The organism is Pseudomonas sp. PDM01, assembly GCF_014852325.1.
In the GTDB taxonomy this organism is placed as follows: domain Bacteria; phylum Pseudomonadota; class Gammaproteobacteria; order Pseudomonadales; family Pseudomonadaceae; genus Aquipseudomonas; species Aquipseudomonas migulae.
The window spans coordinates 889,491-904,143 of the sequence record NZ_JACVBK010000001.1 but is presented as its reverse complement, the minus strand read 5'-3'; the positions used below and the strand labels follow the sequence as shown (position 1 = coordinate 904,143).

Below are 14,653 nucleotides of genomic sequence, written 5' to 3'. Positions count from 1 at the left end.
TCATCGCCAGCAAGCCGGCTCCTACAGGTTTTGTGTCGATCACAGGGGCTGCGAACGACATAAAATCTGTAGGAGCCGGCTTGCTGGCGATGGGGCCATCTGCCTCAATACAACTTCCAGCCAGCTTTATTATCAATCATCGACACTTTATCTGTCGGTCTGGTCAATAAATTACTGAGCGACTGGTCAAACTTCTGCAATGCCCGAACTTGCACATTCTGCTGTTCATTAATATCCGCCACGATCTCTTCGCTGCGTTTATAGTCCGCCCACACCGGGCTCAATGCTTTGGCGTCATGCCCTTGTGCAGTCCCGATGTAATTGAAGTTGGCATCATAAAAGTCCGCACTTACATCGGCCTTGATGTCCGAACTGCGTGAGGTGATCAATTGGCTGCGGGTGTCGACAATCGCGACCACGTCCGGTTTCGCCGCCCTGAGGCTTTGCATGTCCGGGTACACCGTGACCGAGCCGAACTGGCGTTGCAACGAGGCCTTGACCCAATCCACCGCCAGGTCGGGTTTGGAGGTGGCGACATAGGCATCATGTATCGGTTGCACCAGCAGGCTCTGGCCGAAACCGGTGCCGGCATTGGCCTGATAGTCCTGCAGGTAGGCGCGGTTAGTCTGGGTGTTGCGGCTGTAGACGATGCCCAGCGAGACCTGTCTGCCGCTGGCGACATGGGTGGCGTTGCTGCGGCCGACGGGTGCGCTGAAGATACCGTCGAGTGAAGAAACTGCCGTCGGTGCAGTGGGAATTGAGCAGCCGGTTAAAACAGCGGCAAACGACAAGGTGCTGACAAGTGCAAGTTTCATGGGCGTCTCTCCAGTGAAACAACTTGAGTCGGAAGTTAAAGTTGCCGGTGTCGGCAGTGACTTCAGACTAAACCTGTGGCGGCTGAATGAAATAGCCAATTCATGAACTTGTCAGGTGACCAATAGTATTGTTTGGTTTAAAAGTTTCCTGTTAATTGCGTCGGGCAATAAAAAGGCCCGAACTTTCGATTCGGGCCTGTTTATTTATGGCTGTACGTTCAGCTATCAGTTTTCCAATGGGATCAACACTTTCTCGTCGGGGGACAACACCATGAACACCAGGAGTTTGGCCGGCTTGGTTGCGCTGGCATTTTTCGAGACCAGATGCTCCGAACCGGCGGCTTCATACCAGTACTCGCCAGCCTTGTAGGTTTTCGGTTGCTCGCCTTTCACCTGGGAAGTGATCGAGCCCGAAATCACATACGCCATTGCGGTGCCTTCGTGCTTGTGGGCGATGGAGGACTGGCCCGGCTTGTAGTCGACTTCGATCATCAGCGCCTTTTTGCCCGGGACGTTCTTCAGTACTTCATCTTGCAGAATCGTGACTTTTTCCGAAGGGTCGTGGGCGAATGCCGAGGCAGAAACGCTCAGGGCGAGGACGGCAAGCGGGGTGGCCAATAAACGCAAAACTTTCATGATTCATCACCTGCGGGGGGTTAGTTGTCGCAAACAACGTTAGTCCGCCAGTGACCGCAATCAAACAGCCAATTCAGCAGAAGGTCAGGGGACCAATCCGGATTTACGCAAGGCAATGCAAAACCTGTAGGAGCCGGCTTGCCGGCGATCGCATCACCGCAGTGCATCAGGCACACCGAGGTGAATGGATCGCCTTGTAGGAGCCGGCTTGCCGGCGATAGCATCACCGCAGTGCATCAGGCACACCGAGGTGAATGGATCGCCTGTAGGAGCCGGCTTGCCGGCCATAGCATCACCGCGGTGCATCAGGTACACCGCGGTGATGCTATGGCCGGCAAGCCGGCTCCTACAGGGGGTGTTTAACGGATCGGGAAGCTGTTGAAGTCCACGGCGTTCGCCAATTGGCAATCGATCAGGTCGATGAAACCTTGCGCCTGTGGGGTGTTGAAATGCGATTGCATGGCCGCTTCCGATTGCCAGCGGGCGCTGACGTTCCAGCGGTTGCTGTCCTCGGGGCAGCGGTCGACCATATAGGATTCGCAGCCCGGTTGTTCACGCAGGGTTTCGACAATCTTTTGCAGTTGCTTACCCAGTTCGTCCGAGCGGCCGGCTGCGGCCTGCACCTTTACGGTGTTGATCACTTCGTTGGACATTGCTCACACTCCTGAATCAGGCCGGACGAATCCTGCTCATTGAGGGATAACGCTTACGAGGATAGGCCTGCGCTTGCGGACCGCCAATAGCCAATTGCCGGATAAAAACCCAGACCAATCGCTCAGGCGATTTGCTGAAAAATGTCGCGCAAACGGTCCAGCGCGGTGTCGATGTCCAGGGTTTCAATGGCGCCAAACCCCATGAGAAGCCCGGCCTGTGGGGCCCGCTGGTAGTAAAAGGTATCGATGGAATACAGCCCGACTTCGACCTTTTTCGCCAGTTCGATCAGCAATGGCATATCGATAGGCACTTTGCACATAAGCACCATGTGGAAACCCGCCGTGCTCGGGATCGCTTCGAGCCAGGGTGACAGGTCACCGGCGATACGAGTGAGGATGCGTTCGCGACGCCCGGCGTAGATCGTATGACAGCGCCGGATGTGCTTGAGCAAGCAGCCTTCGGCAATGAATTTGGCCAGTGCCCATTGGGGCAGGGTGGAGGTGTGCAGGTCGGTGAGTTGCTTGGCGCGGATCACCGCTTCGAGAATCGCCGGCGGCAAAATCGCGTAGCCGAGGCGCAGTTCCGGCAGCAGGGTTTTCGAAAAGGTCCCGACGTAGGCGACGATCCCCCGTTCATCCATGCTTTGCAGCGAGTCGGTGGGTCGGCCTTCGTAGCGGAATTCGCTGTCGTAATCGTCCTCGATGATGATCGCGCCCAACTCGTAGGCGCGCTCCAGCAGCGCCACGCGACGTGCCTGGCTCATCGGCATGCCGAGCGGAAACTGGTGGGACGGCGTGACATAAATCAGCCGGGTGCCCAGGGGGATTTGGTCGACCTGGATGCCGTCTGCGTCGACCGGTACGCCGATCACCGTGGCGCCGTGGCTGCCGAACAGCAGGCGCGCGGGCGGGTAACCGGGGTCTTCCATGGCGACGATGCTGCCGGGGCGCGTGATCACGCGGGAGATCAGGTCCAGCGCTTGTTGCGCACCGTTGCACACCACCACGTCTTCGTCCTGGCAATTCACCCCACGGGAAAACGCGATGTGCCGGGCGATCGCATTGCGCAGCGCCGGCAGGCCTTCAGGCAAGCTGTAGAAGCCTTTGGAACCGGACATCTGACGCAGCGCGTGGGAGGTACAGCGCCGCCAATCGTCCTGCGGAAACTGGCCCTTGCTGGTGGCGCCACCGATGAAGTCATAACGCAGCGAGCCTTCCAGCGTCGGATGACGCAAAAACACCGGCAAATTGCGCCACGACTCGATGACCTCGGCGCTCGCCAACTGCGAATGGCTTTGCTTGGGCTGCGCTTTGGCCGTCCGGGCATTGACGTAGGTGCCTTTGCCGATCACCCCGGTCAGGAAGTTTTCATAGGTCAGTTGCGCGTACGTGTCGGAAATGGTCTTGCGCGAGATGCCCAGCTGTTCGGCCAGCAGACGGCTGGGCGGCAGTTGCGTCCCGGCTGCCAGGCGACCGGATTCGATGGCGCTGCGCAGTTGGTTGTACAACTGGCCTGCCAGGTCCTTGCGGCCGTTGATGACAACATGAAGTTCCATACCGGCGGGGCTCCTGGGCGGTTAAGGCGCGTGTGCGTCGCGCCAGATTACGCGCAAGCGCCGCCGTGCAGAAGTTGCGTGGGGGAAAAAGCGCGGATTGGTCTGCTCGGAGTGGTCCACCGGTATTTCGCGCAATTGGATCTGTAACACCGGCGCATCAGCGCCTACCGTGAAAACATCTATCAATCCAAGAGGCACGCCATGACTTCCCGTCTGGATTACTACAGCGCGTCGCCCAAAGCGATGAAAGCCATGATCGCCATGGAGGCGCTGACCAGCAACTTGAGCATCGAGCCGGCGCTGCTGCACCTGATCAAGATCCGCGCCTCGCAGCTCAATGGCTGCGCCTTCTGCACCGACATGCACTCGGTGGACGCGCGACGCCTCGGCGAGACCGACCGGCGTCTGTATTCGATTGTGGTCTGGCGCGACAGCGGCTTTTTCAACCCGCGCGAGCGCGCGGCGCTGGCCTGGACCGAAGCGGTCACCTTGCTCTCGCAAAGCCATGTGCCGGACGACGTCTACGCCCAGGCTCGGGAACAGTTCAGCGAGAGCGAAATGGTCGACCTGACCATTGCCGTCACCACCATCAACAGCTGGAATCGCCTGGCGGTGAGTTTCCGCCAGTCCCCCAGCGCGTGATGACGCTGTCACATCAGGTTCATGAACGTTGCGCAGGATGAGGTTTTCAAAGGACAGATCGACAGGGAGTCATTGATGTCATTCATGGAAACCGCCGGGCGCCAAAGCCCTGCCGAATACCGCTCGCCGGTAAACACCTCGTCATCCATACATGCGCAGGCCGCCGCGCTTGACCCGCAACTGGCGCAAGCGTTCATGGTCAGTGCCCGCTGCGGTTGTTTCATGCAGGCGTCGCGCAGTCTCAACATCAAGGCGACGTTGCTGCGCAAGCAGTTGGCGCAACTCGAAGCGCACCTGCAGTGCTCGCTGTTCAGCCATGGCGACAATGGGGTTGCCCTCAGTCGTGAAGGCTTGCAGCTTCAGGCGCAGCTGATTGCCTTGGCCCATGAACGCGACTTGCCGGTGATCGAACAGCCCTTGGTGCGCCTGGCCGTCGCCGAATCGATCCTGCATGACATCCTCGGTCGCGACCTGGTGGGCTTGCTGCGCCGCAACGCCAGTGTGCGTCTGGAGATCATCTCCCTCGACAGCGAGCTGGCCCTGCGCGCCGTCAGCGCCGATGTGGTGGTGTGGCTGGCGGGCACCGATTCACCGCTGCCGGGCCCGAGTTTTGCCGTCGGCGAGCCTCGACGCCTGGCGCGGCTCGACTACCTGCCGCACATTGCCAAGCGTTATTCACGCACTGCGTCACGCCCGGACAACCTCGATGACCTCGCTGATTTCCTGCTGGTGCAATGGCAGCCGCATCGTCAGGTCGAGAGCTTTGTGCCGTGGAATGCGCTGGTGGATCAGCGCCTCGCCGGGGTGGTGCAGTTGCATGCCTATGAGCTGATGCTGGAGATGATCCGATGCAGCGCCTGTATCGGTTTGCTGCCTGGTTACATGAGCCATTTCGACCGTGGTCTGATCGCTCTGCCGGGGTTGTTTGGCCAGCCGATGCAGCGCCAGGTGTGGATGGCGGTCAATGCGCAATCGCAGGATGAGGCGCAGGTGCAGATGATCGTCGAGCTGATTCAAAACACCTTCAATGAGCGCCGGGATTGGTTCGAAGCCTGAGCAATACCAACTGTAGGAGTGAGCCTGCTCGCGATAGGGCCATAACATTCAACATTGATGTTGACTGTCCGGACGCTATCGCGAGCAGGCTCACTCCTACAGTAGGTTCTCGTCATGCTGGAAGATTGCGTTGTAGAGTGGGCGGCCATGTCTGTATCAAGGATGAATCACCCATGCCCGTCACTGACGCTGTCATTACGCTTGAACGCTTCAACGAATCCCACCTCGAAGGCATCACCGCGCTTTACAACGAGCCAGCGATTACCCGGCAAGTGCTGCAAATGCCGTTTCAGTCCATCGAGGTCTGGCGCAAACGCCTGGATCCGGGCAACGAACGGCATGTGCAACTGGTGGCGCTGAGTCAGGGGAGGGTGATCGGCAACATCGGCCTTGAGCAGTTCTCGCGCATCCGCCGCAGTCATGCTGCCAATTTCGGCATGGGAGTCTCTGAGGCGTGGCAGGGCAAGGGTGTTGGCTCGAAGCTGCTGGCCACCGCGCTGGACATCGCCGACAACTGGATGAATCTGCAACGGGTCGAGCTGTCGGTGTACGCCGACAACGAAGCAGCCATCGGTTTGTACCGCAAGTTTGGTTTTGAAACCGAAGGCCTGTTTCGGGACTACGCCGTGCGTGACGGAGTGTTGGTGGACACCTTGAGCATGGCGCGTCTGCGCCGCACGCCCAAGGCCGGTTGATTCACTCGCCCAGTGCAAACGCCACCGCCGCCTGCGCATGCAGTTCGGTGGTGTCGAGCAGGGGCAGGGTGCTGTGTTCGGGTTTGATCAGCAGGCCGATTTCGGTGCAGCCAAGGATGATGACCTGGGCGCCGCGCTGGCTCAGGGATTCGATCACCTGCCGATAAATCCGGCGTGACGCCTCGCTGATCACCCCGACGCACAACTCGTCGTAGATGATCCGGTGCACGGCTTGACGCTCCTCGGCGTCCGGCACCAGTACGGTCAGCCCCATCGACGTCAGGCGCTCCTTGAGAAAGTCCTGTTCCATGGTGAACGCAGTCCCCAGCAACCCGACGTTCAGTGCGCCGGCATCGACCGCCGCCTGTCCGGCCGGGTCGGCGATGTGCAGGAACGGAATGTTGATCGCCGCCTGAATCTGCCCGGCGACCTTGTGCATGGTGTTGGTGCACAGCACCACGCAATCGGCGCCGCCAGCCTCCAGCCGCCGCGCGGCATCCACCAGAATCAGCGCCGCATCGTCCCAGCGACCGGCATGCTGGGCCTGTTCGACAGGCCCGAAGTCGACGCTGTACATTAGCAGTTTCGCCGAACGCAACGGCCCGAGCCGGTCGCGTACCTGTTGGTTGATGAGGCGGTAATACTCGGCGCTGGACTCCCAGCTCATGCCGCCGATAAGGCCGATGGTGCGCATGGCGTGCTCCTGTTGATGGCAACCCTTTGTCTGGGAGTATCCCGTGGCGCTTCACGGCTTTCTATCAGGAAATTTCACATGCTGAGCCAAAGGCTGCCGGGCGCTAAAGTCAGCTTGCAACTTCTGCCCCGTGCCGCATACAGCGCCCGCGATCCGGCGCAGTCGCGCACCCTTGGGGTGACGCTGGAGCGCCAGCAGGGTGTGCACGCGATTGACTCGGATCGGCGGGTGGATTTCGATACGTTGCCCGGTGTTCTGGCGTATACCCCGGTGGGCGTCGAAGTGTTTTCCGAATCGTCCAGCGGTGGCGAATATTTGCTGATGCGGCTGGACGAATCGTTTGCCGATGAACATTTGCCCGCCATTGGCCATCGCGTCCAGTCTTGCGGCAATCGACAGGCGCTGAGCCTGGCGCGTGAAGTGCGGCGTTTGTTGCTGGCGCCACAACCCGACCTTCTGGCACTGGAGCAATGTGCCCTGGGATTTGTGGGTTTGGCGCAACCTAAGGTCGAAATGGCTCATCGGCCCGCGCCAGCCGCACTCGCCCAAGTGCTGGACCTGATCGCCGGACAATTCCATCAGCCCCTCACGCTGCAACAACTGGCGGCGGCCTACGGCCAGAACGAGCTGCGCTTTCTGCGCGACTTTACCCGGGCCATCGGCCTGACACCGCACGCTTACCTCGTTGAAGTACGACTTCAGGCGGCACGGCGGATGATCGAGCACACCCGGCTGAGCCTGGCTGACATCGCCCTTGATGCCGGTTTCGCCCACCAGTCGCACATGGGCAGCGCCTTCCGCAAATTCCTCGCCATGACCCCCAGCCAATACCGCTCACGCTTTTAGTCGTACGCCCGCCGCGCGCATCTGCCATGCTCAAAGTCCGCAGCACTGTTTCAACAAAGGAACACCGCAATGGACGACGTACAACAACTGGGCGAGATGCTTCGCCACTACGCAGACAGCGAAGCGCACAAAAAACAATTGTTCGAGTCGCAATCGGCCGTGTGGGCGACGCGCATTGGCGAGCTGTTCGATCAGATCCAGCAATGGCTGGAACCGGTCCGGGCGCCGAACCTGCTGGAAGTCAGCCGTGAGGCGTATGTCGCCTCGGGGCCGAGTGTTCCGGTCGAGACGTCAACGTTCAAGACCGAGAAACTGGGCATCGTGATCGCCGGCAAACCCGTGGAGTTCGTGCCGGACGTGATGGGTACCGGTGGGCAGATTTCCCTGGCGGTGATGGGCCTGACCGCCGCGCGGTATGGCAGCATTTCGCTGGTGTGCCTGCCGCCGTCCAACAACTGGCAATGGCGCAAGACCAATGGTTTGAAGGACCCGGACACCTTTGCCTTCGACGCGAATTTTCTGGCGCAGCAGTTGCAGAATCTGATCCCTAGAGATCGCGGCTGATCCGAGACCGCCATCGCTGGCAAGCCAGCTCCTACAGGGGATGCGTCGCACTTGTAGGAGCTGGCTTGCCAGCGATGGGGTCATCAGCTTCGAATCACATATCCAGATTCACCCATCCCGGTTTTGCCACTTCCGGCGCAACCGCCTTCACCACTTTCCCCGTCGCCAACTCCACCCGTCGTGCCACCTCCGGGTCATCGGCAAACGGGATCAGGCTCGCTTCCTCCAGACTCTCCGTTGTCTGCTGCTTCAGGCAGTACTCGACCGCCAGCCAAAGCCCCGCAACACCCACGATATTCAGCACGATCTCGAACATCTCAGCTCCTCGCCTCAGGCAATCCGTGCATCACGTTCAGCCATCGCCACGTCGGAAACCCGTACCGTGCGCCAGGCGTTGTACGCCATCAACAGCATGCCGCTGAGGAAGAACACGCCACCGGCAAACCGCACCACAAATCCGGGATGACTGGCCTGCAAGGCTTCGACGAAGGAATAGGTCAGCGTGCCGTCGTCGTTGATCGCGCGCCACATCAGGCCCTGGGTGATGCCGTTGACCCACATCGAGGCGATGTACAGCACAGTGCCGATGGTCGCCAGCCAGAAATGCAGGTTGATCAGCGGCGTGCTGTACATCTGCTCGCGGCCGAAGACTTTCGGAATCATGTGGTAGACCGCGCCGAAGGTGATCATCGCCACCCAACCGAGGGCGCCGGCGTGCACGTGGCCGATGGTCCAGTCGGTGTAGTGGGAGAGGGCGTTCACGGTTTTGATCGCCATCATCGGCCCCTCGAAGGTCGACATGCCGTAGAAGGCCAGCGACAGCACCAGAAAACGCAAAATCGGATCGGTGCGCAATTTATGCCAGGCGCCCGAGAGCGTCATCATGCCGTTGATCATCCCGCCCCAGCTCGGCGCCAACAGGATCAGCGACATGGCCATGCCCAACGACTGCGCCCAGTCCGGCAACGCGGTGTAGTGCAAATGGTGCGGGCCGGCCCAGATGTACAGGGTGATCAACGCCCAGAAATGCACGATGGACAAGCGATAGGAGTACACCGGCCGCCCGACCTGTTTCGGCACGAAGTAATACATCATCCCGAGGAACCCGGTCGTCAGGAAAAACCCCACCGCGTTATGCCCGTACCACCACTGCACCATGGCGTCGGTGGCGCCGGAATACACCGGGTAGGACTTGAACCAGTCCACCGGAATCGACAGGTGATTGACCACGTGCAGCATGGCGATCACCACGATGAACGCGCCGAAAAACCAGTTGCCGACGTAAATGTGATGGGTCTTGCGTTGCACCACCGTCGTGAAAAACACCACGGCGTACGCCACCCAGACCACGGTCATCCACACCGCGCCGGAGAACTCGATCTCGGCGTATTCCTTGGTGGTGGTGTAGCCCAGCGGCAGGGTGATCAGCATCACCACGATTACCGATTGCCAACCCCAGAAGGTGAAGGCGGCGAGGGTGTCCGAGTACAGCCGCACCTGGCAGGTACGCTGCACTGCGTAATAACTGGCGGCGAACTGCGCGCTGCCGGCAAAGCCGAAAATCACCAGGCTGGTGTGCAGCGGACGCAAACGCCCGAACGAGGTCCACGGCAGGTCGAGGTTCATCTCGGGCCACACCAGTTGCGAGGCGATCCACACCCCCATCGCCATCCCCACGACGCCCCAGAAAATGGTCGCCACGACGAATTGGCGGACGACCTTGTAGTTATAGGCCTGTCCGATTGTTGCTGTGCTCATGGTCAATGCTTCCACGGTTGCAAAGTCTTGCCAGGCCACCCGGACTGGCATGCCGTGAACTGTAGAAACCTCATCGAAAACAAAACAGATTCAGGAAAGCGCAATTAATACGGATCAGATAAAGGCGCCGTACCTGTCAGAGTTGACAGTATCGGCGGATTGAATCCAGCGGTTTAATAAACCCGCTGACGCATTGGGTAGTGGTGAGTTCCAGTGGTTGCGTTCAAGGCAAGTCAGCCCTGCCGGTCATGGCGATCAGGAGGGGCACTTTCATACAGGATGTTCTGAACACAAGGGTGAACCAATGACAACTTTCACTTATACAGGCCCCAAGGTGCCTGCCGATGACGCGTCTGTGATGCCCGATGTTCGCGGTAAAAAGATATTCATGGGTTTTTGGCATAACTGGGGACGTGCACAAAGCGAGTATGCCGGGGGATGGACCGGCGAAGTAGAACTCAAGGACATCCCCGTCGAATACAACGTTGTTGCCGTCGCGTTCATGAAGGGGGCCGGTATCCCGACATTCAAGCCATACAATCAAACCGATGCGGAGTTTCGGCGTCAGGTCGGCGTACTCAACAAGCAAGGTCGCGCGGTGCTGATTTCACTGGGGGGCGCCGATGCTCACATTGAGCTGCGCAACGGTCAGGAACAGGCGCTTGCCACTGAGATTATCCGATTGGCGGAAGTCTATGGTTTTGATGGGCTGGACATCGATCTGGAGCAGACTGCTATCGACTTTGCCGATAACAATAAGGTGATTCCGGCGGCGCTTAAACTGGTCAGGGAACACTACGGGAAAGAGGGTAAACACTTCATCATCAGCATGGCGCCAGAGTTCCCGCACTTGACACAAAGCGGCAGGAACGTTCGAGGGCAGGCCGAAGGCGAATTTATCGAATTGCTTGCGGACGGGAAATACATACCGTATCTGACTGCGCTGAAGGACCATTACGACTTCATTGCCCCGCAATACTACAACCAGAACGGTGATGGGCTTTATGTGCCAGGCCTTAATCCACCCTGGCTGGCGCAAAACGATGGCGTGCGCAAGGAAGAGTTCCTCTACTACCTGACCACCGCATTGGTAACAGGTACTTATGGGTTCACCAAAATCCCTGCCGACAAATTCGTTATCGGCTTGCCCAGCAGTATCGATGCAGCCGCCAACGGGTATGTAGTTGATCCCGCTTTTGTGAAAAATGCACTCAAGCGACTGGCAAAAGACGGCAACGGGATCAGAGGCTTGATGACGTGGTCGTGCAGTTGGGAGTGTGGCACCAACAAGGCCGGTGATTCGTACGATTGGCGCTTCAAAAGGATTTACGCACCCATCGTTGATGAGATGTCGAAACAACCTCAGTAGTGATCCATAAAACTGATATGGTTTTTTTGAAGTCTCCTGAATCTGTAATGTTTTTCCGGTGCCCCTCATAGTCGCCTCATCGAAAACGAGCCACAGAGCCCGTCCCATCCTGATGAGGTAGCCACATGTATCAGTACGACGACTATGACCGGGCGCTGGTCTTCGAGCGGGTTGCGCAGTTTCGTGATCAGGTCGAACGCTTCACGGCAGGCGAGTTGAGCGAAGAGGAATTCCTGCCATTGCGCTTGCAGAATGGCCTGTACATGCAAAAGCACGCGTACATGCTGCGCGTGGCCATTCCCTACGGCACGCTGAGCGCGCAACAGATGCGTACGCTGGCGAGCATCGCCCGGGATTACGACCGTGGCTACGGCCACTTCACCACCCGCCAGAACATGCAGTTCAACTGGATCGAACTGGCCCAGGTACCGGAAATCCTCGAACGCCTGGCCCAGGTAGAAATGCACGCGATCCAGACGTCCGGCAACTGCGTGCGCAACATCACCACCGAAGCCTTCGCCGGAGTTGCGGCGGACGAGTTGATCGACCCGCGACCGCTGGCGGAAATCCTGCGCCAATGGTCGACGATCAACCCGGAGTTCCTGTTCCTGCCACGCAAATTCAAGATCGCCATCTGCTCGGCCGTACAGGACCGCGCGGCGATCATGATGCACGACATCGGTCTTTATCTTTACCCCGGCGCCGACGGACAAATGCTCCTGCGGGTGATCGTTGGCGGTGGTTTGGGACGCACGCCGATTCTTGGCCTGCAGATTCGCGAAGGCTTGCCGTGGCAGCATTTGCTGTCGTATGTCGAAGCGGTGCTGCGGGTCTACAACCGCCACGGTCGGCGGGACAACAAGTACAAGGCGCGGATCAAGATTCTGGTCAAGGCACTCGGGATCGACGCTTTCGCCAGGGAAGTGGAGGAGGAGTGGCAGCATCTCAAAGACGGTCCGGCGCAGTTGACCGGCGATGAATATGCGCGTGTCGCCAGTGCCTTCGTGCCGCCGGATTACCGTTCGCTGTCCAGTACCGACCTGGAGTTCGGCACCCGCCTGGCCGAAAACAGTGCATTCGCCCGCTGGGTCTCGCGCAACGTCCAGCCGCACAAGGTGCCGGGCTACGCCAGTGTGGTGCTGTCGACCAAACCGGGCAGTGCTTCGCCGCCGGGAGATGTCACCGGCGAACAAATGGATGCCGTGGCCGCGTGGTCCGAGCAATTCGGTTTCGGCGAAATCCGGATTGCCCATGAACAGAACATCGTCCTGCCGGACGTACCGAAGTCGGACCTGTTCACGCTCTGGCGTGTGGCTTGCGAGCACGGGTTGGGCAGTGCCAATGTCGGTTTGCTGACCGACATCATCGCGTGCCCCGGCGGCGATTTCTGTGCATTGGCCAACGCCAAGTCGATCCCCATTGCGCAAGGCATTCAGGCGCGTTTTGACGACCTGGATTATCTGCACGATCTGGGCGACATCAGCCTCAACATTTCTGGTTGCATGAACGCCTGCGGTCATCACCACATCGGCAATATCGGCATTCTTGGCGTCGACAAGAACGGCAGCGAGTGGTACCAGATCACCCTCGGCGGCGCTCAGGGCAAGAACAGCGCGTTGGGCAAAGTCATCGGCCCATCCTTCAGCGCGGCTGAAGTGCCCGACGTGATCGAGCGGATCATCGCCACGTTCGTGCGTTACCGCGAGAGTGAGGAACTGTTCGTCGACACGTTGCAGCGCCTTGGTCTGGAGCCGTTCAAAGAGGCGGTCTATCCGAAGTTGCTGGAGGTGTCGGCATGAACAATTTGCTACGACTGGAGGCCGGTGTGGCGCGGATCGATAGCGCCGATCCGTGGACCCTGGTCAGGGATCCAGCCACCGGATTACCTTCAGGTCCGGTGATAGTGCCGCTGGCCTGCTGGCTGGAGGAACCCGGGCAGCAGGGCGTGTGGCTGGGGCCGGACGATGAGGTGGAAAGCCTCAAGCCGTGGTTCGACCAACTGCCGCTGATTGCGCTGGACTTCCCGAGTTTTCGCGACGGTCGTGGTTACAGCCAGGCGTATTTGCTGCGCACCCGATTGGGCTGGACCGGCGAACTGCGCGCGGTCGGCGATGTCCTGCGCGATCAACTCAGCCACATGCGCCAATGCGGGTTCGACAGCTTTGCGGTGCGCGAGGACAAGTCCGCCGAGGACGCGCTCAAGGGGCTCGCGGGCATGAGTGTGTTTTATGGCCGCTCGGTGATCGAGCCTCGACCGTTGTTTCGGCGCCGCTGACAACCACACGACTTTTTGCTTTGGCCGGGGACCTCGTTTTGATAGAGTCCGCGCCTCATAAGGAAGCGGGTCAAAGAAAGGAGTCTGGTTTGAGCGCGGGCAAGAAAGTTTTAGGGCTGGTCGCAGTGTTGCTGATGGCGGCCCTGTGGGGCAGTTATGTGTATCTGTTCCAGGAGAACCGTGACGGGCAACTCGGGGCGTCAGCCGACAGTTCCGCCTGGTGCGGTACGCCACCGGCCGGCGATGCGGCGGCGCTGGGCAAGGATCACCTGACCCTGCGCATCACCAACAATGTACGGGGCGATTTCATGCTCTCGGGTGCGGTCATCGTCTCCGAGCGCACTTTCGATCGGTATGACCTGGGCCGCAACGAGTTGCGCCTGCGCCTGGAACCTCTTCAATGGTCCTACGGCGTCACGCCGATCTTCCTTGAGCAGGTCAGGATCAAACCGCTGAGTCGCAACCTCTCTTCGCTCGACAAAAGCGCCTACGCCGAGCTTGAATCCCGGCCCATCGGCGTGCAGGGGCGGGCGGCGGCGTTTCCGTTCGACACCTGGCGCTACGGCTACAAACCGGTGCTGTACATCCTCAAGGGCAATGAACGGATCGACCTGAAGTTCAAGCGCATCACCACCCTCATGGAGATGTCCAACACCTTCACGCCGATTCAAAAATACAACCGGGTCGAGTACATCAACGAGAAAAATTCATTGGTTCGCGAGGACGATTACAAGCCCTACGCGGCCAATGAGTGCGCCTTCAGTGTCGAGCGCAAAGGCTCGTTCAAGGTGATTGTGCTGCTGTTGTTGCTGGTGATCTGCCTGCCGCTGATGCACGTGTTTTATCGTGACGAACCGGGCATCGATTTTCTCGCGACACTGGTGAGTATCGGCGCGATCCGCGTACTGTTGGTGGGACCGCTGGAGGACTTCCAGCTGTACAACATCGACTTCCTTTTTGGCGCCGCGATTCTGCTGGTGGGCACGGTGTCGTTGATCAAGGCGATGCGGGCGAACAGTCGGCGGGAGTTGGCGTTGAAGAGTGGTTCTTCGTGGTGACACAAGGTTAAGACCGTGGCGACGCTTTCGCGGGCA

The 14,653-nt window shown here is 59.4% G+C and carries 16 protein-coding genes; 9 read left to right on the top strand and 7 right to left on the bottom strand.

The window, feature by feature from the left end; translation table 11 throughout:
* Window positions 1–104 precede the first annotated feature (104 nt).
* The 4 genes from IB246_RS04050 to IB246_RS04035 form a co-directional block, all read right to left on the bottom strand.
* Window positions 105–815, bottom strand: coding sequence for a hypothetical protein (locus IB246_RS04050; protein WP_008042901.1), 711 nt, complete (start codon window positions 813–815; stop codon window positions 105–107).
* A 225-nt stretch (window positions 816–1,040) separates the two neighbouring features.
* Window positions 1,041–1,451 (bottom strand): cupin domain-containing protein, encoded by a 411-nt coding sequence (locus tag IB246_RS04045; RefSeq protein ID WP_008030133.1) that lies wholly within the window; start codon window positions 1,449–1,451, stop codon window positions 1,041–1,043.
* A gap of 359 nt (window positions 1,452–1,810) precedes the next feature.
* Complete coding sequence (locus tag IB246_RS04040; RefSeq protein ID WP_008042903.1) at window positions 1,811–2,104, bottom strand: putative quinol monooxygenase; 294 nt, start codon at window positions 2,102–2,104, stop codon at window positions 1,811–1,813.
* A gap of 122 nt (window positions 2,105–2,226) precedes the next feature.
* Complete coding sequence (locus tag IB246_RS04035) at window positions 2,227–3,660, bottom strand: PLP-dependent aminotransferase family protein (protein ID WP_008042905.1); 1,434 nt, start codon at window positions 3,658–3,660, stop codon at window positions 2,227–2,229.
* A gap of 201 nt (window positions 3,661–3,861) precedes the next feature.
* On the opposite strand from IB246_RS04035, the gene IB246_RS04030 reads away from it, so the two are divergent.
* From IB246_RS04030 to IB246_RS04020, 3 genes are all read left to right on the top strand, one after another.
* Entirely contained in the window at window positions 3,862–4,302 is a 441-nt protein-coding gene (locus IB246_RS04030; protein WP_008030139.1) for a carboxymuconolactone decarboxylase family protein, read from the top strand.
* Between the two features lie 75 nt (window positions 4,303–4,377).
* Entirely contained in the window at window positions 4,378–5,358 is a 981-nt protein-coding gene (locus IB246_RS04025) for a LysR family transcriptional regulator (protein WP_008042907.1), read from the top strand.
* Between the two features lie 173 nt (window positions 5,359–5,531).
* Window positions 5,532–6,053: a GNAT family N-acetyltransferase gene (locus IB246_RS04020; RefSeq protein ID WP_008042908.1), complete on the top strand. Its 522-nt coding sequence runs from the start codon at window positions 5,532–5,534 to the stop codon at window positions 6,051–6,053.
* Window position 6,054: 1 nt separating this feature from the next.
* Here the strand turns inward: IB246_RS04020 and IB246_RS04015 are convergent, their stop codons facing one another.
* Window positions 6,055–6,747 carry an aspartate/glutamate racemase family protein gene (locus IB246_RS04015; RefSeq protein ID WP_008042910.1) on the bottom strand — a complete coding sequence of 231 codons (693 nt, stop codon included), beginning with the start codon at window positions 6,745–6,747 and terminating at the stop codon, window positions 6,055–6,057.
* A gap of 78 nt (window positions 6,748–6,825) precedes the next feature.
* Here IB246_RS04015 and IB246_RS04010 point away from each other — a divergent pair, with 78 nt between their 5' ends.
* Together IB246_RS04010 and IB246_RS04005 are read left to right on the top strand one after the other, a co-directional pair.
* Complete coding sequence (locus IB246_RS04010) at window positions 6,826–7,593, top strand: helix-turn-helix domain-containing protein (RefSeq protein ID WP_008042912.1); 768 nt, start codon at window positions 6,826–6,828, stop codon at window positions 7,591–7,593.
* A 69-nt stretch (window positions 7,594–7,662) separates the two neighbouring features.
* A complete protein-coding gene (locus IB246_RS04005) occupies window positions 7,663–8,157 on the top strand; it encodes a hypothetical protein (RefSeq protein WP_008042914.1) in 495 nt (164 codons plus the stop codon).
* A gap of 94 nt (window positions 8,158–8,251) precedes the next feature.
* On the opposite strand, the gene IB246_RS04000 is transcribed toward IB246_RS04005, so the two are convergent.
* Both IB246_RS04000 and ccoN read right to left on the bottom strand, forming a co-directional pair.
* Window positions 8,252–8,473, bottom strand: coding sequence for a hypothetical protein (locus IB246_RS04000; RefSeq protein ID WP_008042916.1), 222 nt, complete (start codon window positions 8,471–8,473; stop codon window positions 8,252–8,254).
* Between the two features lie 14 nt (window positions 8,474–8,487).
* Entirely contained in the window at window positions 8,488–9,915 is a 1,428-nt protein-coding gene (gene ccoN, locus IB246_RS03995; protein ID WP_008030155.1) for a cytochrome-c oxidase, cbb3-type subunit I, read from the bottom strand.
* 304 nt (window positions 9,916–10,219) lie between these two features.
* Here ccoN and IB246_RS03990 point away from each other — a divergent pair, with 304 nt between their 5' ends.
* The 4 genes from IB246_RS03990 (at window position 10,220) to IB246_RS03975 (ending at window position 14,617) form a co-directional block, all read left to right on the top strand.
* On the top strand, window positions 10,220–11,284 hold the full coding sequence (locus IB246_RS03990; protein WP_008042918.1) for a glycosyl hydrolase family 18 protein: 1,065 nt from the start codon (window positions 10,220–10,222) through the stop codon (window positions 11,282–11,284).
* 125 nt (window positions 11,285–11,409) lie between these two features.
* A complete protein-coding gene (locus IB246_RS03985; protein ID WP_008042920.1) occupies window positions 11,410–13,083 on the top strand; it encodes a nitrite/sulfite reductase in 1,674 nt (557 codons plus the stop codon).
* The gene (locus IB246_RS03980; RefSeq protein ID WP_008042922.1) at window positions 13,080–13,559 is read left to right on the top strand and encodes a DUF934 domain-containing protein; all 480 of its coding nucleotides are present in this window, start codon (window positions 13,080–13,082) and stop codon (window positions 13,557–13,559) included. Before IB246_RS03985 ends, IB246_RS03980 begins: the two co-directional genes overlap by 4 nt.
* An 89-nt stretch (window positions 13,560–13,648) precedes the next feature.
* Window positions 13,649–14,617, top strand: coding sequence for a hypothetical protein (locus tag IB246_RS03975; RefSeq protein ID WP_008042927.1), 969 nt, complete (start codon window positions 13,649–13,651; stop codon window positions 14,615–14,617).
* Window positions 14,618–14,653 lie beyond the last annotated feature (36 nt).